At 70.2% G+C, this 21,319-nt stretch carries 17 protein-coding genes; 5 read left to right on the plus strand and 12 right to left on the minus strand.

The features are described from left to right. Positions 1–107: 107 nt before the first annotated feature. Entirely contained in the window at positions 108–1,637 is a 1,530-nt protein-coding gene (locus tag ACGFSB_RS27070; RefSeq protein ID WP_393404339.1) for a helix-turn-helix domain-containing protein, read from the plus strand. A 246-nt stretch (positions 1,638–1,883) separates the two neighbouring features. On the opposite strand, the gene ACGFSB_RS27075 is transcribed toward ACGFSB_RS27070, so the two are convergent. From ACGFSB_RS27075 to ACGFSB_RS27085, 3 genes are read right to left on the minus strand one after another with little or no spacing between them, the layout of a single operon-like run. Further along, complete coding sequence (locus ACGFSB_RS27075) at positions 1,884–2,726, minus strand: alpha/beta fold hydrolase (RefSeq protein WP_393404341.1); 843 nt, start codon at positions 2,724–2,726, stop codon at positions 1,884–1,886. A 55-nt stretch (positions 2,727–2,781) separates the two neighbouring features. After that, the gene (locus ACGFSB_RS27080) at positions 2,782–3,180 is read right to left on the minus strand and encodes a RidA family protein (RefSeq protein ID WP_393404344.1); all 399 of its coding nucleotides are present in this window, start codon (positions 3,178–3,180) and stop codon (positions 2,782–2,784) included. Next, on the minus strand, positions 3,177–4,442 hold the full coding sequence (locus ACGFSB_RS27085; RefSeq protein WP_393404347.1) for an acyl-CoA dehydrogenase family protein: 1,266 nt from the start codon (positions 4,440–4,442) through the stop codon (positions 3,177–3,179). The genes ACGFSB_RS27080 and ACGFSB_RS27085 overlap by 4 nt, the downstream gene beginning before the upstream one ends. Positions 4,443–4,545: 103 nt before the next feature. On the opposite strand from ACGFSB_RS27085, the gene ACGFSB_RS27090 reads away from it, so the two are divergent. Both ACGFSB_RS27090 and ACGFSB_RS27095 read left to right on the plus strand, forming a co-directional pair. Further along, entirely contained in the window at positions 4,546–6,186 is a 1,641-nt protein-coding gene (locus ACGFSB_RS27090; protein ID WP_393404350.1) for an AMP-binding protein, read from the plus strand. Between the two features lie 18 nt (positions 6,187–6,204). Continuing rightward, positions 6,205–7,032, plus strand: a complete 828-nt coding sequence (locus ACGFSB_RS27095; RefSeq protein ID WP_393404353.1) for a PaaX family transcriptional regulator C-terminal domain-containing protein — start codon at positions 6,205–6,207, stop codon at positions 7,030–7,032. A gap of 22 nt (positions 7,033–7,054) precedes the next feature. Here ACGFSB_RS27095 and ACGFSB_RS27100 read toward each other — a convergent pair whose 3' ends face one another. Together ACGFSB_RS27100 and ACGFSB_RS27105 are read right to left on the minus strand one after the other, a co-directional pair. Then, complete coding sequence (locus ACGFSB_RS27100; protein WP_393404356.1) at positions 7,055–9,367, minus strand: bifunctional salicylyl-CoA 5-hydroxylase/oxidoreductase; 2,313 nt, start codon at positions 9,365–9,367, stop codon at positions 7,055–7,057. A 2-nt stretch (positions 9,368–9,369) separates the two neighbouring features. Continuing rightward, on the minus strand, positions 9,370–10,197 hold the full coding sequence (locus ACGFSB_RS27105; protein ID WP_393404358.1) for an enoyl-CoA hydratase family protein: 828 nt from the start codon (positions 10,195–10,197) through the stop codon (positions 9,370–9,372). A 342-nt stretch (positions 10,198–10,539) separates the two neighbouring features. On the opposite strand from ACGFSB_RS27105, the gene ACGFSB_RS27110 reads away from it, so the two are divergent. Next, positions 10,540–10,956 carry an ATP-binding protein gene (locus tag ACGFSB_RS27110; protein ID WP_393404361.1) on the plus strand — a complete coding sequence of 139 codons (417 nt, stop codon included), beginning with the start codon at positions 10,540–10,542 and terminating at the stop codon, positions 10,954–10,956. Here ACGFSB_RS27110 and ACGFSB_RS27115 read toward each other — a convergent pair. The 6 genes from ACGFSB_RS27115 to ACGFSB_RS27140 all read right to left on the minus strand — a co-directional run bounded on the left by ACGFSB_RS27115 (position 10,937) and on the right by ACGFSB_RS27140 (position 19,640). Beyond that, positions 10,937–12,400, minus strand: coding sequence for an amino acid permease (locus ACGFSB_RS27115; RefSeq protein ID WP_393404364.1), 1,464 nt, complete (start codon positions 12,398–12,400; stop codon positions 10,937–10,939). The two genes, ACGFSB_RS27110 and ACGFSB_RS27115, sit on opposite strands and share 20 nt — an antisense overlap. A gap of 104 nt (positions 12,401–12,504) precedes the next feature. Next, positions 12,505–13,503, minus strand: a complete 999-nt coding sequence (gene argF / locus ACGFSB_RS27120) for an ornithine carbamoyltransferase (RefSeq protein WP_393404367.1) — start codon at positions 13,501–13,503, stop codon at positions 12,505–12,507. A 95-nt stretch (positions 13,504–13,598) separates the two neighbouring features. Beyond that, positions 13,599–14,825: an arginine deiminase gene (locus tag ACGFSB_RS27125; RefSeq protein WP_393404370.1), complete on the minus strand. Its 1,227-nt coding sequence runs from the start codon at positions 14,823–14,825 to the stop codon at positions 13,599–13,601. A gap of 83 nt (positions 14,826–14,908) precedes the next feature. Next, a complete protein-coding gene (locus tag ACGFSB_RS27130) occupies positions 14,909–17,497 on the minus strand; it encodes a polynucleotide kinase-phosphatase (protein ID WP_393404373.1) in 2,589 nt (862 codons plus the stop codon). Beyond that, positions 17,494–19,020, minus strand: a complete 1,527-nt coding sequence (locus ACGFSB_RS27135; RefSeq protein WP_393404870.1) for a 3' terminal RNA ribose 2'-O-methyltransferase Hen1 — start codon at positions 19,018–19,020, stop codon at positions 17,494–17,496. Before ACGFSB_RS27135 ends, ACGFSB_RS27130 begins: the two co-directional genes overlap by 4 nt. A 170-nt stretch (positions 19,021–19,190) precedes the next feature. Continuing rightward, complete coding sequence (locus ACGFSB_RS27140) at positions 19,191–19,640, minus strand: cold-shock protein (protein ID WP_393404376.1); 450 nt, start codon at positions 19,638–19,640, stop codon at positions 19,191–19,193. Between the two features lie 172 nt (positions 19,641–19,812). On the opposite strand from ACGFSB_RS27140, the gene ACGFSB_RS27145 reads away from it, so the two are divergent. Then, positions 19,813–20,736 (plus strand): LLM class F420-dependent oxidoreductase, encoded by a 924-nt coding sequence (locus tag ACGFSB_RS27145; RefSeq protein ID WP_393404379.1) that lies wholly within the window; start codon positions 19,813–19,815, stop codon positions 20,734–20,736. 68 nt (positions 20,737–20,804) lie between these two features. On the opposite strand, the gene ACGFSB_RS27150 is transcribed toward ACGFSB_RS27145, so the two are convergent. Further along, positions 20,805–21,290 carry a DUF6099 family protein gene (locus tag ACGFSB_RS27150; RefSeq protein ID WP_393404873.1) on the minus strand — a complete coding sequence of 162 codons (486 nt, stop codon included), beginning with the start codon at positions 21,288–21,290 and terminating at the stop codon, positions 20,805–20,807. Positions 21,291–21,319: the final 29 nt, after the last annotated feature.

The following is a 21,319-nucleotide window of genomic DNA, read 5'->3' on the forward strand; positions in this document are numbered from 1 at the left end:
GAGACTGACGGAAGAGACTTACGGGAACTTACGTAGCTAATCGGTCATTTCCCGTATGGCCCACCCCAGCACATGCGTCATCTCATATCTGAGATAACCTTCGAAACATGGCAGACGATTACCTCGTACGTATCGGCAAGCTCATCCGCGACGCCCGCCAGCACCGGGGCTGGACACAGTCGCAGCTTGCCGAGGCGCTCAGCACAAGTCAGAGCGCCGTGAACCGCATCGAGCGCGGCAACCAGAACATCAGTCTTGAGATGATCGCCCGCATCAGTGAAGCGTTGGACAGCGAAATCGTCTCGCTCGGGTATGCCGGGCCGATGCATCTGCGAGTGGTCGGCAATCGCCGCCTCTCCGGCTCCATCGACGTCAAGACGAGCAAGAACGCGTGCGTGGCGCTGCTCTGCGCGTCCCTGCTCAACAAGGGGCGCACGGTGCTGCGCCGCGTGGCGCGCATCGAAGAGGTCTACCGCCTTCTCGAGGTGCTGAACTCCATCGGCGTACGCACCCGTTGGATCAACGACGGTGTCGACCTGGAGATCGTGCCGCCCGCGAAGCTCGACATGGAGGCGATCGACGCCGAGGCGGCGATCCGCACCCGCTCGATCATCATGTTCCTGGGGCCGCTGCTCCACCGCATGGACCGCTTCAAGCTGCCGTACGCGGGCGGTTGCGACCTGGGCACCCGCACGATCGAGCCGCACATGATCGCGCTGCGCCGCTTCGGGCTCGACATCGCCGCGACCGAGGGGCTCTACCACGCCGAGGTCGCACGCGACGTCGTCCCCGACCGCCCGATCGTGCTGACCGAGCGCGGCGACACCGTGACGGAGAACGCCCTGCTCGCCGCGGCGCGCAGCGACTGCACGACCGTCATCCGCAACGCCTCGTCGAACTACATGGTCCAGGACCTGTGCTTCTTCCTGGAGGCGCTGGGAGTCAAGGTCGAGGGCATCGGCACTACGACCCTCACCGTGCACGGCGTCCCGACCATCGACGTCGACGTCGACTACTCCCCCTCCGAGGACCCGGTCGAGGCGATGAGCCTGCTCGCCGCCGCGGTCGTCACGGAGTCGGAGCTGACGGTCAAGCGCGTCCCGATCGAGTTCCTGGAGATCGAGCTCGCGGTCCTCGAGGAGATGGGGCTCGACCACGACCGCACCCCGGAGTACTTCGCGGACAACGGCCGTACGCGCCTCATCGACCTGACCGTCCGGCCCTCCAAACTGGAGGCGCCGATCGACAAGATCCACCCGATGCCGTTCCCCGGCCTCAACATCGACAACGTCCCCTTCTTCGCGGCCATCGCGGCGGCGGCGCAGGGCAAGACCCTGATCCACGACTGGGTCTACGACAACCGCGCGATCTATCTGACCGACCTGAACCGCCTCGGCGGGCGTCTCCAACTCCTCGACCCGCACCGCGTGCTGGTGGAGGGCCCGACCCGCTGGCGCGCCGCCGAGATGATGTGCCCGCCCGCGCTGCGGCCCGCCGTGGTCGTACTGCTCGCGATGATGGCGGCCGAGGGCACGTCCGTGCTGCGCAATGTGTACGTGATCAATCGCGGCTACGAGGAACTGGCCGAGCGGCTCAACTCCGTGGGAGCGCAGATCGAGACGTTCCGGGACATCTAGGCCCCATTTCTCCGGCTACGACTGGGCGACGATCACCCGTCGTCCCTGGAGGCAGGCGAGGGCGCGGTGTTGGGGTGGGCGCATGGCAGATCGCACCCGCATCCCCGGCGCCCGCGCCCTCGCCCTGTGCGCCGCACTCGCCCTCTCGGCAGCGGGCTGCGGCGACGGGTCGGCGACGGCGGACAAGTCGCCGTCGCGGGACGCGGCTGAGGCGTCGTCGCCCCCATATCGCCTACCGCCTATCGCCTATGCCGCCGTAGCCGTCACGAACTCGCGGATCGCCGCCGCCAAGCCGTCCGGCCGGTCCAGCGGGATCAAAGTGCGGCAGGCATCGAGTTCGACCAGGCGGCCCTTGGGGAGCAACTCGGCGAGCCTGCGGCCGTGTGCGGGCGGCATCATCTTGTCCTGCTTGCCCCAGACGACGAGGGCGGGCCTTTCGTAGGTGCGCAGTGCGTCCGCCGCCTCCATCATCTCCGCCTTGTGCGTGGCGCGCAGATACCGGACCAGGACCGCGCGGGCCTCGGAGTCGGTGCGCAGGGGCCGCAGCCAGCGGTCGATCAGGTCGTGCGGGACCGGGCGGTGGGCCATGACCGCGTATCCCGTGCCGGGGACGCGGCGCAGGGCTCGTACGGAGAGGGCGCGGACCAGGAAGGCGATGCCGCCGGGGACGCGCGCGGCGGCGTCCAGCATCTTGCCGCCCGCGCGCGGCGGGTAGTTGTCGAAGGTCTCGCAGCCCGCGACGACCATCCGGCCCACGCGCTCGGGGCGTTCGGCCGCCAGTTGCTGGAGCCGTCCGGCGTCGTTCTCGACGAAGACCGCGTCGTCGCCGAGCTCCAGCTTGTCCGCGAACTCGCCGATCAGCCGGGCCATGGCCGGCGGCGTCAGCTCGGCACCCGGCTTCAGTGGTACGCGATGGCTGCCGTACGGAAGGGTCGGCACGAGGCAGCGGAACTCGTCCCCGAGATCCTCGACGACATGACGCCATACGCTGCCGTCCTGGACGAGGCCGTGGAGGAGGACGAGGGGGGTTCCGGAGCCTCCCGTGTCCTCGTACTCGATGGGTCCCGCGGTGAGTTCGATCTGTGCCATGGCCGCCCGTTCCCTCGCCTCGCCTCGCCTGATCGTCGAGCCGACGCTATGCGGATCAGTCGACGACCGCTACCCCGTCCAGCTCCACCAGGCACTCCTCGTCCCAGAGGCGGACGGCTCCGATCACCGCCATGGCGGGGTAGTCGCGGCCCGCCAACCTTCGCCAGATTCCGCCGAGTTCGGCTGCCTGGGCGCGGTAGTCGGCGACGTCCGTGGCGTAGACGGTGACGCGGGCGAGGTCGGCGGGAGTGCCGCCCGCGTGGCGCAGGGCGGTGAGGAGATTGGTCAGCGCCTTCTCGAACTGCTCGGGCAGCGTCGCTCCGGTGACCTTGCCCTCGGCGTCGAGCGCGGTCTGCCCCGCGAGGAAGACGAGACGCCCGCCGGTCACGGCGACGGCGTGGGAGAAGCCGGTGGGCGGGGAGAGTTCGACGGGGTTGAGGCGGTCGAGGCTCATGCGGAGGGCTCCTCGCGGGTGGCGGACTGCGGGACGGGCTGCGGGACGGGCTGCGTGGCGGACTGGGCCGCGGACTGCGCTGCGTACAACTCCTTGGCGATGATGGTCCGTTGGACTTCGCTCGCCCCTTCGTAGATGCGCGGCGCCCGCACCTCACGGTAGAGGTGCTCAAGGAGGTGCCCTCGCTGCAAGGCGCGCGCACCGTGCAGCTGGACCGCGGCGTCGACCACGTACTGCGCCGTCTCCGTGGCCAACAGCTTGGCCATCGCGGCGCGTTGGGCGATGTCCGGCTCCCCGCGGTCGTAGGCCGCCGCTGCCGCGTGCACCATGAGGCGGGCCGCCTCGGTCCGGGTCGCCATCTCCGCGACCTGGTGCGCCACCGCCTGAAGGTCCTTCAACTTGCCGCCGAACGCGTCCCGTTCGGCGGTGTGCGCGAGCGTCGCGTCGAGGGCCGCGCCCGCCATGCCGACCGCGAAGGCGCCGACGCTGGGGCGGAAGCGGTTGAGGGTGGTCATGGCGACGCGGAAGCCGCGGTCGGGTTCGCCGAGTACGTCCTCGCCTGTGACACGTACGCCGTCGAAGGCGAGGGAGCCGATCGGGTGCGGGGAGAGCATGTCCAGGGGCGCGCCGGTGAGGCCCGCGCGGTCGGCGGGCACGAGGAAGGCGGTGACGCCGCGGGCGCCGGCGCCCGGGGTCGTACGGGCGAAGACGGTGTAGAAATCGGCCTCGGGGGCGTTCGAGATCCAGCACTTCTCGCCGGTGAGCCGCCAGGACGACGGGCCGTCCGGCGCGGCGCGCAGGGCGAGCGCGGCGGCGTCCGAGCCCGCGCCCGGCTCGGAGAGCGCGAAGGCGGCGACGGCGCGCCCCGTGCGGGCGGGGGCGAGCCACTGCTCGCGCTGGCGCACGGAGCCGTACGCGGCGACGGGATGCGCCCCGAGCCCTTGCAGGGCGAGCGCGGTCTCGGCCTCCGTGCAGGCGTAGGCGAGGGACTCGCGCAGGAGGCAGAGGCCGAGGGCGCCGGATGTGGCGTGCGGGGCCCGTGCGGCGGGAGCGCCGCCAGAACCCTCCCCCGCGCCCGGCCTCGCGCCATCCGCTTCGAACAAGCGGCCAAGGAGGCCGAGCTCGCCCAGCGCCTCCACCAGCGGGCGGTTCACCCGACCCGGCTCGCCCTTCTCCGCCAGCGGGCGCAGCCGTTCATGCGCAAGGGTGCGTAGCTCCGCGCACCAGGCGATTTGTTCTGGATTGAGAGAGAATGCCGTCATGCCGGGCCCCTCCTTTATCGCGCACCGTTGACTGTCGTCACCATCACGATACGCTCGTTGAACGAGCTCACCACAAGCCCGAACGGCAAGGGGGCGACCCGCTGTGGACGCCAAGAGTGCACTCAGACTCCACCCATCGGCGCACGTCGACACCTTCGCCCGGGATCATCTCCCGCCGTCGGAGCAGTGGCCCGCGTTCGTCCGCGACCGGCCCGAACTGCACTACGCCGACCGCCTGAACTGCGGCGCCGAGCTCCTGGACCGGACCGTGGAGCGGCTCGGCGGTGACAGGACCGCGTTCCTCTCGGGTTCCGGCGAGGCGTGGACGTACGGCGAGTTGCAGCGGCACGTCGACCACATCGCGCACGTCCTGACCGGCGAACTCGACGTGCTGCCCGGACAGCGCGTCCTGCTGCGCGGCCCCACCACGCCCTGGCTCGCGGCCTGTTGGCTCGCGGTGATGAAGGCGGGCGCGGTCGCGGTCACCGTCCTGGCCCAGCAGCGCTCGCAGGAGCTGGCCACGATGTGCGAGATCGCCGAGGTCGGCCACGCGCTGTGTGACGTGCGCGTCGTGGACGACCTGGTCAAGGCGGGGATTCCCGGGCTCAGTGTCACGACCTTCGGCGGGGACGGCGACGACGATCTGCTGGCCCGTGCCACCCGGCAGCCCGATGTGTACGAGCCCGTGGACACCGCGGCCGACGACGTCGCCCTCATCGCCTTCACCTCCGGCACCACCGGGCGCCCCAAGGGCTGTATGCACTTCCACAGCGATGTGCTCGCCATCGCCGACACCTTCGGGCGCCACGTCCTCAAACCGGGGCCCGACGACGTGTTCGCGGGCAGCCCGCCCCTGGGTTTCACCTTCGGGCTCGGCGGCCTCGTCATCTTCCCGCTGCGGGTCGGCGCCTCATCGCTCCTGCTCGAACAGGCGGGCCCCAAGCAGCTGTTGCCCGCGATCGCCGAGCACGGCGTGACGGTCCTCTTCACCGCACCCACCGCCTACCGCACGATGCTCGACGAGCTGAGCAAGCCGGACGCGTCCGACGTCTCCACGCTCCGGCGGTGCGTCTCCGCCGGAGAGAATCTGCCCGCCGCCACCTGGCAGGCCTGGCACGAGCACACCGGGCATCGCATCATCAACGGCATCGGCGCCACCGAGCTGCTCCACATCTTCATCTCGGCCGCCGACGAGGCGATCAGGCCCGGCACCACGGGACGCCCCGTCCCCGGGTGGCACGCGCGCGTGGTCGACCCTTCGGGAGCTCCGGTGCCCGACGGCGAACCGGGTCTGCTCGCCGTGCGCGGCCCTGTCGGCTGCCGGTATCTGGGCGACGAGCGGCAGCTTCAGTACGTACGCCATGGCTGGAACGTCACCGGTGACACGTACGTCCGCGACACCGACGGCTATTTCACCTACGTGGCCCGCGCGGACGACATGATCATCTCGGCCGGTTACAACATCGCGGGCCCGGAGGTCGAAGAGGCGCTCCTGCGGCACCCCGACGTCCTGGAGACGGCCGTCGTGGGGCGCCCCGACGAGCTGCGGGGACAGATAGTCGTCGCGTACGTCGTCCCGCGCGCGGGCACGGAACGGGACCCCGTCCGCCTTCGCGAGTTCGTGAAGGGCGAGCTCGTGCCGTACAAGTGTCCGCGCGAGATCGTCTATCTGGACGCCCTGCCGCGCACCGCGACCGGCAAACTGCAACGGTTCCGGCTTCGGGAGCCCGGGACCGCGGAGTGATGACCGTAGAGTGATCACGTGTCAGAGCAGCACACTCCACGGTCCCTGATCGTCACCTTCTACGGCGCCTACGGGCGCGCGGCCCCCGGCCCGGTGCCCGTCGCCGACCTCGTCAGGCTCCTCGCCCCGGTCGGCGTGGACGCCCCGTCGGTGCGCTCGTCCGTGTCCCGGCTCAAGCGGCGCGGGCTTCTCGTCCCGGCGCGGACGGCGGCCGGCGCGGCGGGGTACGCCCTGTCGCCGGACGCGCGGCAGCTCCTGGAGGACGGCGACCGGCGCATCTACGCGGCTCCCCCGGCCCGGCGGCAGGACAGCGGCTGGGTGCTCGCCGTCTTCTCCGTGCCGGAGTCGGAGCGCCAGAAGCGGCACGTACTGCGCTCCCGCCTCGCCGGACTCGGTTTCGGGACGGCCGCTCCGGGGGTGTGGATCGCTCCGGCGCACCTCTACGAAGAGACCCGGCACACCCTGGAGCGCCTCCAACTCTCCTCGTACGTCGATCTGTTCCGGGGGGAGCACCTGGGCTTCGCGGCGACGGCGGACGCGGTGGGCCGCTGGTGGGACCTCTCCGCGATCGCGAAGCAGCACGAGGCGTTCCTCGACCGGCACGAGCCGGTGCTCCGGGGCTGGCAGGGCCGGACGGACACCCCGCCGGACGAGGCGTACCGCGACTATCTCCTGGCCCTGGACTCCTGGCGCCGGCTGCCTTACGCGGACCCCGGCCTTCCGGGGGAACTGCTGCCGGCCGGGTGGCCCGGGGAACGGTCCGCGGAGGTGTTCGGGGCTCTGGACGGGCGGCTGCGGGACGCGGGAGCGCGGTTCGTGACGCCGGGCGGCGGCTACAGCGCCTGAGGCACCTGAGGCGTCTGAGGCATCAACTCCCCAGTGTGAGACGGGGCTTGGGTGCGTCCGTACGTCCCGTCTGCGGGCGGCGGCTGCCTGCCCCGTACTGCTGCGGCCACCTCACGCCCGGCCCCGCGTATCCCTGCTCGGCCGCCGCGTGCAGCGTCCAGTGCGGGTCGTACAGATGCGGGCGTGCGAGCGCGCACAGGTCCGTACGGCCCGCCAAGATCAGCGAGTTGACGTCGTCCCAGGAGGAGATGGCACCGACCGTGAGGACGGGGATGCCGGTTTCGTTGCGGATGCGGTCGGCGAACGGGGTCTGGTAGGAGCGGCCGTACGCGGGGCGCTCGTCGGAGACGACCTGGCCCGTCGAGACGTCGACCGCGTCGGCTCCGTGCGCGGCGAAGGCGCGGGCGATCTCGACGGCGTCGTCCGCCGTGGTGCCGCCGTCCGCCCAGTCGGTGGCCGAGATGCGGACGGTCATGGGTTTGCCTTCGGGCCACAACTCCCGTACGGCGTCGAAGACTTCGAGCGGGAAGCGCAGCCGGTTCTCCAGCGTGCCGCCGTACTCGTCCGTGCGGTGGTTGGTCAGCGGCGAGATGAACCCGGACAGCAGATAGCCGTGCGCGCAGTGCAGTTCGAGGAGGTCGAAGCCGCCGCGCTCGGCCCGCAGGGCCGCGGATGTGAACTGCTCGCGGATCTCGGCGAGTCCGGCCCTGTCCAGCTCGTGCGGGCGCTGGCTGTTCTCCTTGTACGGGAGCGGGGACGGGGCCACCAGCGGCCAGTTGCCCTCGTCGAGGGGTTCGTCGATGCCCTCCCACATCAGCTTCGTCGAACCCTTGCGGCCCGAGTGGCCGAGCTGGACGCCGATCGCGGTGCCCGGTGCCTGCGCGTGCGCGAAGTCGGTGATCCGGCGCCAGGCGTCGGTGTGTTCGTCGGTGTAGAGCCCGGCGCAGCCCGGTGTGATGCGGCCCCGCTCGCTGACGCACACCATCTCGGTCATGACGAGGCCCGCGCCGCCGAGCGCCCGTGCGCCCAGGTGGACGAGGTGGAAGTCGCCGGGAACGCCGTCCACCGCTGAATACATGTCCATGGGGGAGACGACCACGCGGTTGCGCAGGGTGAGGTCGCGGAGCCGGAAGGGCGTGAACATCGGCGGTGTGCGCTCCGGGCAGCCGAAGTCGCGCTCGACGGACTCGGTGAAGTGGGCGTCGCGCAGGCGCAGATTGTCGTGCGTGACGCGGCGGCTGCGGGTGAGCAGGTTGAACGCGAACTGGCGCGGTGGCTGGCCGAGATAGTCCGGGAGCCGCTCGAACCACTCCAGGCTCGCGCGGGCGGCGCGCTGCGTGGACTCGACGACGGGACGGCGCTCCGTCTCGTACGCGGCGAGGGCCTGCGCGATGTCCGGCTGCTCCTCCACGCAGGCCGCGAGCGCGAGGGCGTCCTCGACGGCGAGCTTGGTGCCGGAGCCGATGGAGAAGTGGGCGGTGTGGGCGGCGTCGCCGAGGAGGACCGTGTTGCCGTACGACCAGCGCTTGTTGACGACCGTGCGGAAGTTGATCCAGGAGGATTTGTTGCCGCGCAGCGACCGGCCGCCGAGCGCGTCGGCGAAGATCTTGGCGCAGCGCTCGGTCGACTCCGGCTCGTCGAGCTCCGCGAACCCGGCCGCCTCCCACACCTCCTCGCGCATCTCGACGATGACGGTGGACTCGCCGCTCCCTGCCGTGGAGAACGGATAGCCGTGCAGCTGCATCACGCCGTGCTCGGTCTCGGCGATCTCGAAGCGGAAGGCATCGAAGGCGAAGTCGGCCGCGAGCCAGATGTAGCGGCAGCGGTGTGTCTCGACGCTCGGCCCGAAGGCTTCGTTGTGCGCCTCGCGCGTGAGGCTGTGCACGCCGTCCGCCGCGATCACCAGGTCGTACGCCGTCGAGAGCTCGGCGGCGGGTGGCGCCTCGGCACGGAAGCGCAGGTCCACGCCCAGCTCCCGGCACCGCGCGTGCAGGATGCCGAGCAGCCTGCGCCGACCGAGCGCCGCGAAACCGTGCCCGCCCGAGGTGTGGCGGCTCCCCCGGTGCACGATGTCGATGTCGTCCCAGCGCACGAACTCCGCCTGTAGTGCGCGGTAGACGACGGGGTCGGCGTGCTCGATGCCGCCGAGCGTCTCGTCCGAGAGGACGACTCCGAAGCCGAAGGTGTCGTCGGGGGCGTTGCGCTCCCAGACGGTGATCTCGCGCTCCGGGTCGAGCCGCTTGAGGAGGGCCGCGGCGTAGAGCCCGCCGGGTCCGCCGCCTATGACGGCGATGCGGTGAGCGGATTCGCGTGCGGGGCGTACAGGGTCCTTCATCGTCAGCGCCCCTGCCACTTGGGCGGGCGCTTCTCCGTGAACGCCGCGTGGAATTCCTTGTAGTCCTCGCCGTTCATGAGGAGGGCCTGCGTCGCCGCGTCCAGCTCCACGGCGGCGGCGAGCGGCATGTCGAGCTCCGAGGTCAGCAGGGCCTTGGTCTGCGCGTACGCGAGGGCGGGACCGTCGGCGAGGCGGCGGGCCAGGGACTGTGCGGAATCGGCCGCCCTGCCCTCGTCCGTCAGCTCGCTGATCAGGCCGATCCGTTCGGCTTCGGGGGCGCGCACCGGATCGCCGAGCATCAGGATGCGGGTGGCGTGGCCGAGGCCGACGACGCGGGGCAGGAGATACGCGGCCCCCATGTCACCGCCGGACAGGCCGACCCGCGTGAAGAGGAAGGAGAACCGCGCCGACGGGTCCGCCACCCGGAAGTCGGCGGCGAGTGCGAGGACGGCGCCCGCACCCGCGGCCACCCCGTGCACGGCGACGATCACCGGGAAGGGGCACTCGCGGATGGCACGGACGACCTGGCCCGTCATGCGGTTGAAGTCGAGCAGCTCCGCGGTGTTCATGCCCAGGGTCGCGCCGATGATCTCGTCGACGTCACCGCCCGAGCAGAAGCCGCGCCCCTCTCCGCCGAGCACCAGGGCGCGTACGGACTTGTCGCGGGACAGCTCGGCCAGGAGATCGCGCAGGTCGGCGTAGGCACCGAAGGTGAGCGCGTTGAGCTTGTCGGGGCGGGCCAGGGTGACCGTGGCTACCCCGTCGTCCACCTCGAAGCGCAGGTGCTGCCAGTCGGGGGTGCGGGGGGCTGAGCCGGTGAAGGGACTCATGACGACGTGCGGCCTCCTCGGTCGGGGCGGCGGCGGGCGGGCCGTCTGCTCTTTCTGCTCTTTCTGCTCTTCGCATCTTTCTGCTCTTCGAAGTTATCACCTATCTGTGACTGTCGTCATGAGGCCGCGATACGTCATCGCCCGCGCTGATCCGCGTGAGCGGGAACGGGAACGGGAGCGGGAGCGGGAATGGGAACGGAAATCGCGAAATGCGCGTCTTGTCCCCCGAGACGTCACAGGGTCGGACGTCCCGGACATGCCCGACCGTCGACCCTGTCGACATAGCGCTTAAGATTCGTACGGTTGAAAGCAGGACCTCCTGCTGCCCTGAACGGATTCACCTTGCACGAACCTCCCGCTCCTGCCTCGTGGCGCATCGCGCTGCCGCACACCACGGCCGCCGTACCGATCGCCCGTGCACTGGTGCGTACCGCGCTCACGGAGATCGAGTCGCCCGCCGACAGCGATACCGCTGAGCTGCTCACGGCCGAGCTGGTGGCGAACGCGGTGGAGCACACCTCGGGGCACAACCCGATAGAGCTGGTCATAGAGCTGCTGCCGACCGGCTGCCAGGTCGAGGTGCACGACTCGAACCCGCTGCCGCCCGGCGATCTCAGCGATCCCGCGCCGATGAGCGCGCCGGACCCCTGGCAGGAGCACGGGCGCGGCCTGCTCCTGATCCGCACCCTCAGCTCGTCCTGCGGTCACCGCCCCACCGACTCCGGCAAGGCGGTCTGGTTCACACTCCCCGCGGCGTAGACGCAGGCGAATCCGCCTCGGCCTGACCCAGGCGCGAGTGACGGCGCCCGTACAGCGCGTACACGAGAGTGCCCACCACGAGGAACACGGCGAACTGCACCCACGTCGTCCAGCCCGTGCCCCAGATGAGGTAAAGACAGAAGCCGACGCCCAGAATCGGGCTCACCGGGTAGAACGGCACCCGGAACGTGCGCTTGAGGCCCGGGGCCGAGCGGCGCAGCGCGAGCACCGCGATGTTCACCACGACCATGACCGAGAGCGTGCCGATCGTCGTCAGGTTGACCACCACGTCGAGTGACGAGAAGGCCGCGGGGACGGCGAAGACCGCCGCGACGATCCAGGTGTTGGCGACCGGCGTCGAGGTCTTCGGCGAGACGCGCTCGAAGACACGCGGGATGAGCCCGTCGCGGGACATCGACATCAGGATGCGGGTCTGCCCGTACATCACGGCGAGTACGACGGACGCGATGGCCACGACGGCGCCGAAGGCGATGATGCCGCCGCCGACGGCCGAGTCGGTGACCTGGTTGACGACCAGCGAGAGCGCGGCGGGCTTGTCGGCGACCGCGTCCGCGCCGAGTGCGCCGATCGCCCCGAGTGCGACGGCGACGTACAGGAGCGTGACGACGCCGATGCAGATCAGGATGGCGATCGGGATGTTCCGGCGGGGGTTCTTGACCTCTTCGCCCGCCGTGGTGATCGCGTCGAAGCCGATGAAGGAGAAGAAGGCGAGCGAGGCACCCGCGGTGATGCCGGAGGCTCCGGCGCCCGCGAAGGGCGTGAGGTGGCCGGCCTCGAACGCGGTGAACGCGATCGCCAGGAAGAACAGCAGGATCCCGATCTTGAGCACGGCCATGGCGGCCGTCGCCCGCGCACTCTCGCGGATGCCGCGCACGAGAAGCACCGCGGCGAGCAGGATCACGACGACGGCGGGCAGGTTCACGACGCCGCCCTCACCGGGCCCCGCGGAGAGCGCGTCGGGCAGCTGCCAGCCGGTGAGGCTTTCGAGCAGCTCGTTCAGGTACTGGCTCCAGCCGACCGCCACCGCCGAGACGGAGACGCCGTACTCCAGGAGCAGACACCACCCGACGAGGAACGCGGTGCGCTCGCCGAGCGAGGCGTACGCGAAGGAGTACGAGCTGCCGGAGACCGGGATCGCGCCACCCAGCTCGGCGAACGAGAAGGCGGTGAAGATGCAGGTGACGGCCGCGAGGAAGTACGAGACGGCGACCGCGGGGCCCGCCTCGGCGACGCTGTCGGAGAGGCCGACGAAGATGCCGGTGCCGACGATCGCGCCGACGCCGAAGCAGACCAACTGGAACAGGCCCATGGTGCGCTTGAGGCCGTGGCCTTCGAGGTCGGCGCCCGATTCGGCGACGAGGAGTTCGGGGGACTTGATGCGGAGTCCTGCCGGACCGGTCGAGCGCATGGCGGTGGTTCTCATTTCGGTGGTGCTGGGTGCGGCGGGGGTGGTGCCGCAGAGAAGTGGGGCCGGGGGATGGTGTTCCCCGGCCCCACCAGTGTGAGCTAGCTGGTAACGCGTTGCGTTCAGGCGAGCGTGGCGACGAGGACCGCCTTGATCGTGTGCAGGCGGTTCTCGGCCTCGTCGAAGACGACGGAGTACGCCGACTCGAAGACCTCGTCGGTGACCTCGAGAGAGCTTAGACCGTGCCGCGCGTGAATCTCGCGGCCGACCTTCGTGCCCAGGTCGTGGAAGGCCGGGAGGCAGTGCAGGAACTTCACGTCGGCGTTGCCCGTCGCGCGAAGGACGTCCATCGTCACGGCGTACGGAGCGAGCGCGGCGATGCGCTCGTCCCAGACCTCCTTGGGCTCGCCCATGGAGACCCAGACATCGGTCAGGACGAAATCGGCGCCCGCGACACCGTCGGCGACGTCCTCGCTGAGCGTGATGCGCGCACCGCTGGTCTCGGCGAGCTTGCGGGCCTCGGCGACGATCTCGGCGGCGGGCCAGTAGGCCTTCGGCGCGACGATGCGTACGTCCATGCCGAGCAGCGCGCCGGTGACGAGGTAGGAGTTGCCCATGTTGAAACGGGCGTCACCGAGATAGGCGAAAGCGATCCGCGTGAGGGGCTTCGCGCTGTGCTCCGTCATCGTGAGCACGTCGGCGAGCATCTGGGTGGGGTGCCAGTCGTCGGTCAGGCCGTTGTAGACGGGCACGCCCGCGTAGGCGGCGAGCTCTTCGACGCCGGGCTGGCTGTCCCCGCGGTACTCGATGCCGTCGAACATCCGGCCGAGGACGCGCGCGGTGTCCTTCACCGACTCCTTGTGCCCTATCTGCGAGCCCGAGGGGTCGAGATACGTGGTGGAAGCGCCCTGGTCGGCGGCGGCGACCTCGAAGGCGCAGCGCGTACGGGTCGAGGTCTTCTCGAAGATCAGCGCGATGTTCTTGCCGCGCAGCCGCTGCGTCTCCGTACCCGCCTTCTTGGCCGCCTTCAGCTCGGCGGCAAGATCGATCAGGCCGCGGAACTCCTCGGCGGTGAAGTCCAGCTCCTTGAGGAAGTGGCGGCCGGTGAGGTCGATGGCCATGGTGGCGCTCCTGGGGTACGCGTACGGGGACACTGTGGGGACTGTAAGTCTATACGATGCTCCACATTTCTATACGGCCCTATACGGTCACTACCTCAGTCGACAGGATCCCGCTGCACCGGACAACTCATGCACCGGGGCCCGCCACGGCCGCGCCCCAGCTCGCTCCCCAGGATCTCGATCACCTCGATGCCCTGCTTGCGCAGATGCGTGTTCGTGGTCGAGTTCCTTTCGTACGCGATGACCACACCCGGCTCGACCGCCAGGACGTTGCAGCCGTCGTCCCACTGCTCGCGCGCCGCCGCGTGGACGTCCTGGGTGGCCGTGAGGACCCGGATCTCGCTCAGGCCGAGGGCCGCGGCTATCGCCCGGTGCATGTGCTCGGGCGGATGGTCGGTGACCTTCAGCTCCCGGCCGTCCACGCCCGGCTCGATGGTGTACGAGCGGAGCATCCCCAGGCCCGCGTACTGCGTGAAGGTGTCGCCGTCGACCATCGTCATCACCGTGTCGAGATGCATGAACGCGCGCCTCTTCGGCATGTCGAGGGCCACGATCGTCTGCGCCGAGCCCGCCGCGAACAGCTTGTGCGCGAGCATCTCGACGGCCTGCGGCGTGGTGCGCTCACTCATGCCGATCAGGACCGCGCCCTTGCCGATCACCAGGACGTCGCCGCCCTCGATGGTCGACGGATAGTCCGACTGCCCCTCCGACCAGACATGGAAGTCCTCGGCCCGGAACAGCGGGTGGTGCCGGTAGATCGCCTCGAAATGCACCGTCTCGCGCTGCCGTGCGGGCCAGCGCATCGCGTTGATGGAGACGCCGTCGTAGATCCAGGCCGATGTGTCGCGCGTGAAGAGGTGGTTGGGCAGCGGGCCGAGCAGGAAGTCGTCCAGGTCCATGCAGTGGAAGCGCACGGACGTCGGCTCGGCGTGGCGCTCCAGGAACTCGCGCTTCGTCATCCCGCCGATCAGCGCCTCGGTGAGCTCGGCGGCGGGCAACATATCGAACGCGGCCCGCAGATGGTCCGTCGCCAGCGGGCCGTACTCCTTCTCGTCGAAGACCCGGTCCAGGACGAGAAGACGGGCCTCCGGCACATCCATGGCCTCGGTGAGGAGATCGCTGAAGAGGTGGACGGCCACCCCACGGTCGCGCAGGACGTCGGCGAATCCGTCATGTTCCTGGCGGGCCCTGCGGACCCACAGCACGTCGTCGAAGAGCAACGCGTCCTTGTTGGTCGGCGTGAGCCGCTTGAGCTCCAGATCAGGGCGGTGCAGGATCACGCGGCGCAGCCGCCCGGCCTCGGAGTCGACATGGAATCCCATGGAGTCCATCTTTCCCCTGCCGGGCGGCTGACGCCCGATGTTGCCCAAAGCCGCGGACAGGCCCTAGAGCCGCGGGCCCACGTCTAGAGCCGCGGGTCCACCGGCTCCGACTCCAGGGCCAGAACCGCGAAGACCGCCTCGTGCACCCGCCACAGCGGCTCGCCCGCCGCGAGGCGGTCCAGGGCCTCCAGGCCGAGCGCGTACTCACGGATCGCGAGCGAGCGCTTGTGGCCGAGGAAGCGGCCGCGCAGCTTGTCCAGGTGGTCGGGCCGTGTGTACTCCGGGCCGTAGATGATCCGGAGGTACTCGCGTCCCCGGCATTTGATGCCGGGCTGCACGATCCGGCCCTTGCCGTCGCGGACCAGCGCCTCGACCGGCTTGACGACCATGCCCTCGCCGCCGCGGTTCGTCATCTCCAGCCACCAGTCGATGCCTGCCTGGACCGATGCCTCGTCGCCGGTGTCGACATAGAGCCGCCGGGTGGTCTGCAGCAGACCGGTGCCTTCGTGCTCCACCATGCGGTCGATCAGGGCGAGCTGCTCGTCGTGCAGGAGCGCGGCGAGGCTGCGGCCCTGGACGGCCAGGATCTGGAACGGCGCGAGACGCACACCTTCCAGGCCTTCGGTCGGCCAGCAGTAGCGTCGGTAGGCATCCGTGAACGCGGCGGCGTCCACGGCCCGTTCGCGCTGCCTTGGCAGGAGCTCTCCGGTGTCCACGCCGCGTGCCTTCGCCGCTTCCAGGGCGGCGATCGCGCCGGGGAAGACGGCTCCGGATGCGGCGCCCACGGCCGCGTACTGCGTGCGGAGCAGGCCGGACGCCTTGAGCGACCAGGGCATCAACTCCGCGTCGAGCAGCAGCCAGTCGGTCGCCAGTTCCTGCCAGAGGCCCGCTTCGGTGACGGCGGTGCGCACACGGTCGAGGACCTCCTCGGTGACCTCCGGGTCGCTGAAGAAGGGGCGGCCCGTGCGGGTGCAGAGCGAACCGGTCGGGCCGTCCACGCCGAAACGCTCGCGGGCCACGTCCGCGTCACGGCACACCAGGGCGACGGCGCGCGAACCCATGTGCTTCTCCTCGCACACGACGCGGGTGACCCCGTCCTGGGCGTACGACGCGAAGGCCTCGGCCGGGTGCTCCAGATAGCCCTCCTTCTGCGATGTCGCGGTGGGTGCCATCGTCGGCGGGAGGTACGGGAGCAACCGCGGGTCGACGGCGAAACGGCTCATGACCTCAAGGGCCGCCGCCGCGTTCTCCTCGCGCACGGCGACGCGTCCGGCCTGCCCGGTCTCCACCGCGCGGCGGCCGTGCACGTCGTTCAGGTCGAGCGGCCGCCCGTCGTGGCCGCCGGGCGCCTCGGTGAGGAGTGGCCTGGCGGGCTCGTACCAGACCTGCTCCGCCGGTACGTCGACGAGCTCGCGCTCCGGCCAGCGCAGCGCGGTGAGCTTGCCGCCGAACACGGCGCCGGTGTCCAGGCAGATGGTGTTGTTCAACCAGGTCGCGGTGGGCACGGGGGTGTGGCCGTAGACCACGGCCGCGCTGCCGCGGTACTCCTCGGCCCACGGGTAGCGCACGGGCAGGCCGAACTCGTCGGTCTCGCCCGTCGTGTCTCCGTAGAGCGCGTGCGAGCGCACCCGGCCCGACGTACGCCCGTGGTACTTCTCGGGCAGACCGGCGTGGCAGACGACGAGCTTGCCCCCGTCGAGGACGTAGTGCGAGACGAGCCCGTCGACGAACTCCCGCACCCCCGCCCGGAATTCCTCGCTCTCCGCCTCCAACTGCTCGATGGTCTCGGCGAGTCCGTGGGTGTGCTGGACCTTACGGCCCTTGAGGTGGCGGCCGAGCTTGTTCTCGTGGTTGCCCGGTACACACAGGGCGGTGCCGTCGCCGACCATCGACATCACGCGGCGCAGCACACCCGGGGTGTCAGGGCCGCGGTCGACGAGGTCGCCGACGAAGACGGCCGTACGCCCTTCGGGGTGCGCGCCGTCCACGTATCCGAGCTTGCCGAGCAGTGTGTCCAGCTCAGAGGCGCAGCCGTGGATGTCGCCGATGATGTCGAAGGGGCCTGTGAGGTGCGAGAGGTCGTTATAGCGCTTCTCGGTGACGATGGTGGCGCCGTCGACCTCCTCCACGCCCTTGAGGATGTGGACCTTCCTGAACCCCTCGCGCTCCAAGTGCCGCAGGGAGCGCCGCAGTTCGCGCTGGTGGCGCTGAATGACACGGCGCGGCATACCCACCCGGTCGGCGCGCTCGGCGTTGCGTGCGGCGCAGACCTCCTCGGGCACGTCGAGGACGATGGCGATGGGCAGCACGTCGTACTGCCTGGCGAGCTCGATCAGCTGCTTGCGGCTGTCGCTCTGTACGTTGGTCGCGTCGACGACGGTGCGGCGGCCCGCGGCGAGGCGCTTGCCCGCGATGAAGTTCAGCACGTCGAAGGCGTCGCGGCTCGCGCCCTGGTCGTTCTCGTCGTCGGCGACGAGGCCACGGCAGAAGTCGCTGGAGAGCACTTCGGTGGGCTTGAAGTGGCTGCGGGCGAAGGTGGACTTGCCGGATCCTGTGGCGCCGACGAGGACCACGAGGGAGAGGTCGGTGACGGGCAGCACGCGTCCCGCGCGCGGGGCTTCGGTGCTGGAGCCGGATCCGGTACTGCTGCCGGTGCTGGTTTCATTCGTCATGCCGCCCGCACCTCCTTCGCGTTCTTGTCGTTCTCGCCGTTCTCGACGTTCTTGTTTGTCTTGTCGGCCTTGTCGGCCTGCGTGAACACGGCCAGCTGGGTCGGCGGTCCCACCTCGGGGTCGTCGTCTCCGACGGGCACGAACTCCACGTCGTAGCCATGGCGTTCGGCTACCTTCCGGGCCCAGGCGCGGAACTCCTCGCGCGTCCACTCGAACCGGTGGTCGCCGTGCCGGACGTGCCCGGCCGGGAGCGTCTCCCAGCGCACGTTGTACTCGACGTTCGGCGTCGTCACGAGCACCGTGCGCGGCCGGGCCGAGCCGAACACCGCGTACTCCAGGGCGGGCAGCCGCTCCACGTCGAGGTGCTCGATGACTTCGCTGAGCACGGCGGCGTCGTAGCCCTTGAGCCGCTTGTCGGTGTAGGCGAGCGACCCCTGGAAGAGCTGGACGCGATCGGCCTGCCGCTCACCCATGCGGTCGAGCTTCAATCGCCGCGAGGCTATGGTCAGCGCCCGCATCGACACATCGACACCGACGATCTCGGTGAACCTGGCGTCCTTGAGCAGCGCCTGGACCAACTGCCCCTGCCCACACCCGAGATCGAGCACACGCCCAGCCCCGGCCGCGGTCAGCGCCGTCAGGATCGCCTCGCGCCGCAGCACGGCGAGCGGCACCGGCGCCTCGTCAGTGTCGGCCTCTTCGTCGACCGCGTTGTCGATCTCCTCGACGTCCGTGTCGTCCGCGTCGGCGAGCCGCACCAGTTCGAGTCGGTCCATCGCCTCCCGGGTCAGCGACCAGCGACGCGCCAGATAGCGGCTGGTGATGACCTGCTGCTCCGGGTGGTCCGCGAGCCAGCCCTCACCGGCCCGCAGCAGCTTGTCGACCTCGTCGGGCGAGACCCAGTAGTGCTTGGCGTCGTCGAGCACGGGGAGGAGGACATAGAGGTGCCGAAGCGCCTCGCTCAGGGTCAACTTCCCGTCGGGCACGTCGAGTACGAGACTCACGTACCGCGAGTCGCCCCACTCGGGAAACTGCTCGTCCAGCGGGACCGGCGTCACGTCCACCGTCCAGCCCAGCGGCTCGAAGAGCCCCCGCACCAGATCGGCACCGCCACGCGCGGGCAGCGCGGGCACCTCGATCCGCAACGGCAGCGGCTGCCCCACCCGCTCGGGCCTGGCCTTGCACACCCCGCGCAGCGCGCTGGAGAACACCGCGCTCAGCGCCACGGCGAGCAGCGAAGACGCAGCGTACGGCCGGTCGTTCACATACTGCGCGAGCGCCGCGTCGGGCGCCCCGCCCCGCCCCTTCTCCTTACCCCTCCCGCGCCGCACAAGCGCCACGGGGTCCACCTCCAGGAGCAGCGCGGCCGTGCAGCGCTCCACGGACGCCTCGGGGTAGAGGACGTGCGCGGTGCCGTAGGAGGTGGAGAACGCCTGGGCGTTGTCGGGATGCTTGTGCAGCAGGAACCCGAGGTCGGTCGCGGGGCTCTCAGGGGTACCGGAGGTACTGATCGTCAGGAACACGGGCATGCCTCAAAACGCCATCTGAACTGCGGAAACTTACGGTTGCGGCGCCAGCGCGCCTCTAGACCGTACAGCGAACACCGCTCACTCACTCAGGGGTTTTCGCTCCCCCTGAGTCCCCGCTCAGCCTCCGCCCAGTCCTCCACTCAGCCCTCTGCCCAGTCCTCCGCTCAGCTCTCCGCCCAGCCGTGGCTCTTGCCGTGCTGCACCAGCTGTTCGCGAAGCTGCTTGATCTGCTCACCGGTCAGCCACGGAGCCGTGCTGAGCAGCAGCTCGGTCAGCTCGAACGAGTACTCCGCGACGCTGAGCACATCGCATGTGGGCTCTTCGCCGTCGTCGAACCCCGCGGCGGATGCCTGAATCGACGGAGGCACCTGGGCCCGGCTGGAGAACGGAGGTGCCGTCGGCGCCTCCACCCCCTTGGGAAGCCGCACGGACGACGCCTTCGGGCCGCGATCGCCCTCCTCGATCTCGAACTCGACCTGGGCCCCCGTATACACCAAAGGCTCCGGGATCAGCAGATCGTTGGCGTGCAGGAACACATCCTCCCCACCCGTATCGGGGGCGATGAATCCGTAACCCCGCGCACCGTCGAACCGGACAACCCTGCCAGCAACCATCTCAACCCCACCAACGTCCCCGGGCCCCTTGCCCGGACAGCCAGTGTCGAAGCCTAGCCTCCTGATCAGCGCGCCGTGCGGTCCAGTGGCCAATCGCATCCCGTCGGCCGGTGTCGGCAACACGGGTGGTGCGGGACTGAAACCGCGCCCGGCATCCGGGCAAGATGGCTGTATGGACCTTCGAATCTTCACTGAACCGCAGCAGGGTGCGACCTACGAGACGCTTCTCCGCGTCGCCAAGGCCACCGAGGACCTCGACTACAGCGCGTTCTTCCGCTCCGACCACTACCTCGTGATGGGCTCGTCCGACGGCCTTCCCGGCCCCACGGACGCCTGGATCACCCTCGCGGGACTCGCCCGTGAGACGCGGCGGATCCGGCTCGGCACCCTGATGACCGCGGGCACCTTCCGGCTGCCCGGTGTCCTCGCGATCCAGGTCGCGCAGGTCGACCAGATGTCGGGCGGCCGCATCGAGCTCGGGCTCGGCTCGGGGTGGTACGAGGCGGAGCACGCCGCGTACGGAATCCCCTTCCCGAAGGAGAAGTTCGGGCGCCTTGAGGAGCAGCTCGCCATCGTCACGGGCCTCTGGGGGACCCCTGCCGGTGAACGCTTCACCTACGACGGCACCTACTACCAGCTCACCGATTCCCCCGCCCTTCCCAAGCCCGCACAGCCCAAGGTGCCTGTCCTCGTCGGCGGCCACGGCGCCAAGCGGACACCTGCCCTCGCGGCGCGGTACGCGAGTGAGTTCAACATTCCCTTTGCCTCTCTGAGCGATACCGAGCAGCAGTTCAAGCGCGTACGCGCCGCCGCCGAGGAGATCGGCCGCAAGGGCGATGACCTCGTCTACTCCAATGCCCTGGTCGCATGTGTCGGCAAGACGGACGCGGAGGTGAAGCGGCGCGCCGACGCGATCGGTCGCGAGGTGGACGACCTGAAGGCGAACGGGCTCGCCGGGTCCCCCGCGGAGGTCGTCGAGAAGATCGCTGAGTACCAGTCTGTCGGCTCTCAGCGCATGTATCTCCAGATCCTCGACCTGGACGACCTGGATCACCTGGAGCTGATCTCCTCGCAGGTCATGCCGCAGCTGAGCTGACCGCGGCGGCAACCATGGCGGATTCCCGGGCGGAGCCGGACCGCCCGCGGCCCCGTCACCGGGCCGGCTCATGGTGACGGCTCCGCCGCCGAGTCGGGCCCGGCCAGGCTCTGTTCGCGCACCGCGAGCCTGCGCACCATCTCGAGCACCCGGTCCCTCGACTCGTCGGCGGCGTCGATCGCTTCCATGCACTGCCAGTACACCCCCTCGTCGTCCGCGCCCATGGCCACGCCGACCAGCGCGATCCCCACCTCACCGAGCAGCTCGTCGAGCCCCCGCAACAGCTCGTGCGCCTGGCCGATCCCCGTCAGCCGCGCCGCCCGTATCCCCTCTTTCCCGAGGCCCGGAGCATCGAGGGCCCCGCACCCTCTGCCGCCGACCTCGCTCAGACCGAGCGCCTCGCTCCGCAACTCCGGTGGCCCCGCGACCGCGAGCCGGCTGCCGATCGCCTGCGCGAGGGCCTGGGACTGCCACACCTCCGCCACGATGTCCGACGGTTCCTGGCTCAGCGCCAGAGCGTGCCTGCTCGCCTCGATGAGCCGCATCGCCTCCATGCGCACCCCCACCCATCCCGCGCGCAGCC

The organism is Streptomyces sp. NPDC048441, from assembly GCF_043200235.1.
In the GTDB taxonomy this organism is placed as follows: Bacteria; Actinomycetota; Actinomycetes; order Streptomycetales; family Streptomycetaceae; genus Streptomyces.

Bases quoted from the DNA above. Each gene is read 5' to 3' on its own strand.
- argF (WP_393404367.1), bottom strand. From the start codon at position 13,503: ATGGCCATCGACCTCACCGGCCGCCACTTCCTCAAGGAGCTGGACTTC.
- ACGFSB_RS27105 (WP_393404358.1), bottom strand. From the start codon at position 10,197: ATGAGTCCCTTCACCGGCTCAGCCCCCCGCACCCCCGACTGGCAGCAC.
- ACGFSB_RS27070 (WP_393404339.1), top strand. From the start codon at position 108: ATGGCAGACGATTACCTCGTACGTATCGGCAAGCTCATCCGCGACGCC.
- ACGFSB_RS27080 (WP_393404344.1), bottom strand. From the start codon at position 3,180: ATGAGCCTCGACCGCCTCAACCCCGTCGAACTCTCCCCGCCCACCGGC.
- ACGFSB_RS27125 (WP_393404370.1), bottom strand. From the start codon at position 14,825: ATGGGATTCCATGTCGACTCCGAGGCCGGGCGGCTGCGCCGCGTGATC.
- ACGFSB_RS27115 (WP_393404364.1), bottom strand. From the start codon at position 12,400: ATGAGAACCACCGCCATGCGCTCGACCGGTCCGGCAGGACTCCGCATC.
- ACGFSB_RS27150 (WP_393404873.1), bottom strand. From the start codon at position 21,290: ATGGAGGCGATGCGGCTCATCGAGGCGAGCAGGCACGCTCTGGCGCTG.
- ACGFSB_RS27075 (WP_393404341.1), bottom strand. From the start codon at position 2,726: ATGGCACAGATCGAACTCACCGCGGGACCCATCGAGTACGAGGACACG.
- ACGFSB_RS27130 (WP_393404373.1), bottom strand. From the start codon at position 17,497: ATGACGAATGAAACCAGCACCGGCAGCAGTACCGGATCCGGCTCCAGC.
- ACGFSB_RS27085 (WP_393404347.1), bottom strand. From the start codon at position 4,442: ATGACGGCATTCTCTCTCAATCCAGAACAAATCGCCTGGTGCGCGGAG.
- ACGFSB_RS27140 (WP_393404376.1), bottom strand. From the start codon at position 19,640: ATGGTTGCTGGCAGGGTTGTCCGGTTCGACGGTGCGCGGGGTTACGGA.
- ACGFSB_RS27100 (WP_393404356.1), bottom strand. From the start codon at position 9,367: ATGAAGGACCCTGTACGCCCCGCACGCGAATCCGCTCACCGCATCGCC.
- ACGFSB_RS27145 (WP_393404379.1), top strand. From the start codon at position 19,813: ATGGACCTTCGAATCTTCACTGAACCGCAGCAGGGTGCGACCTACGAG.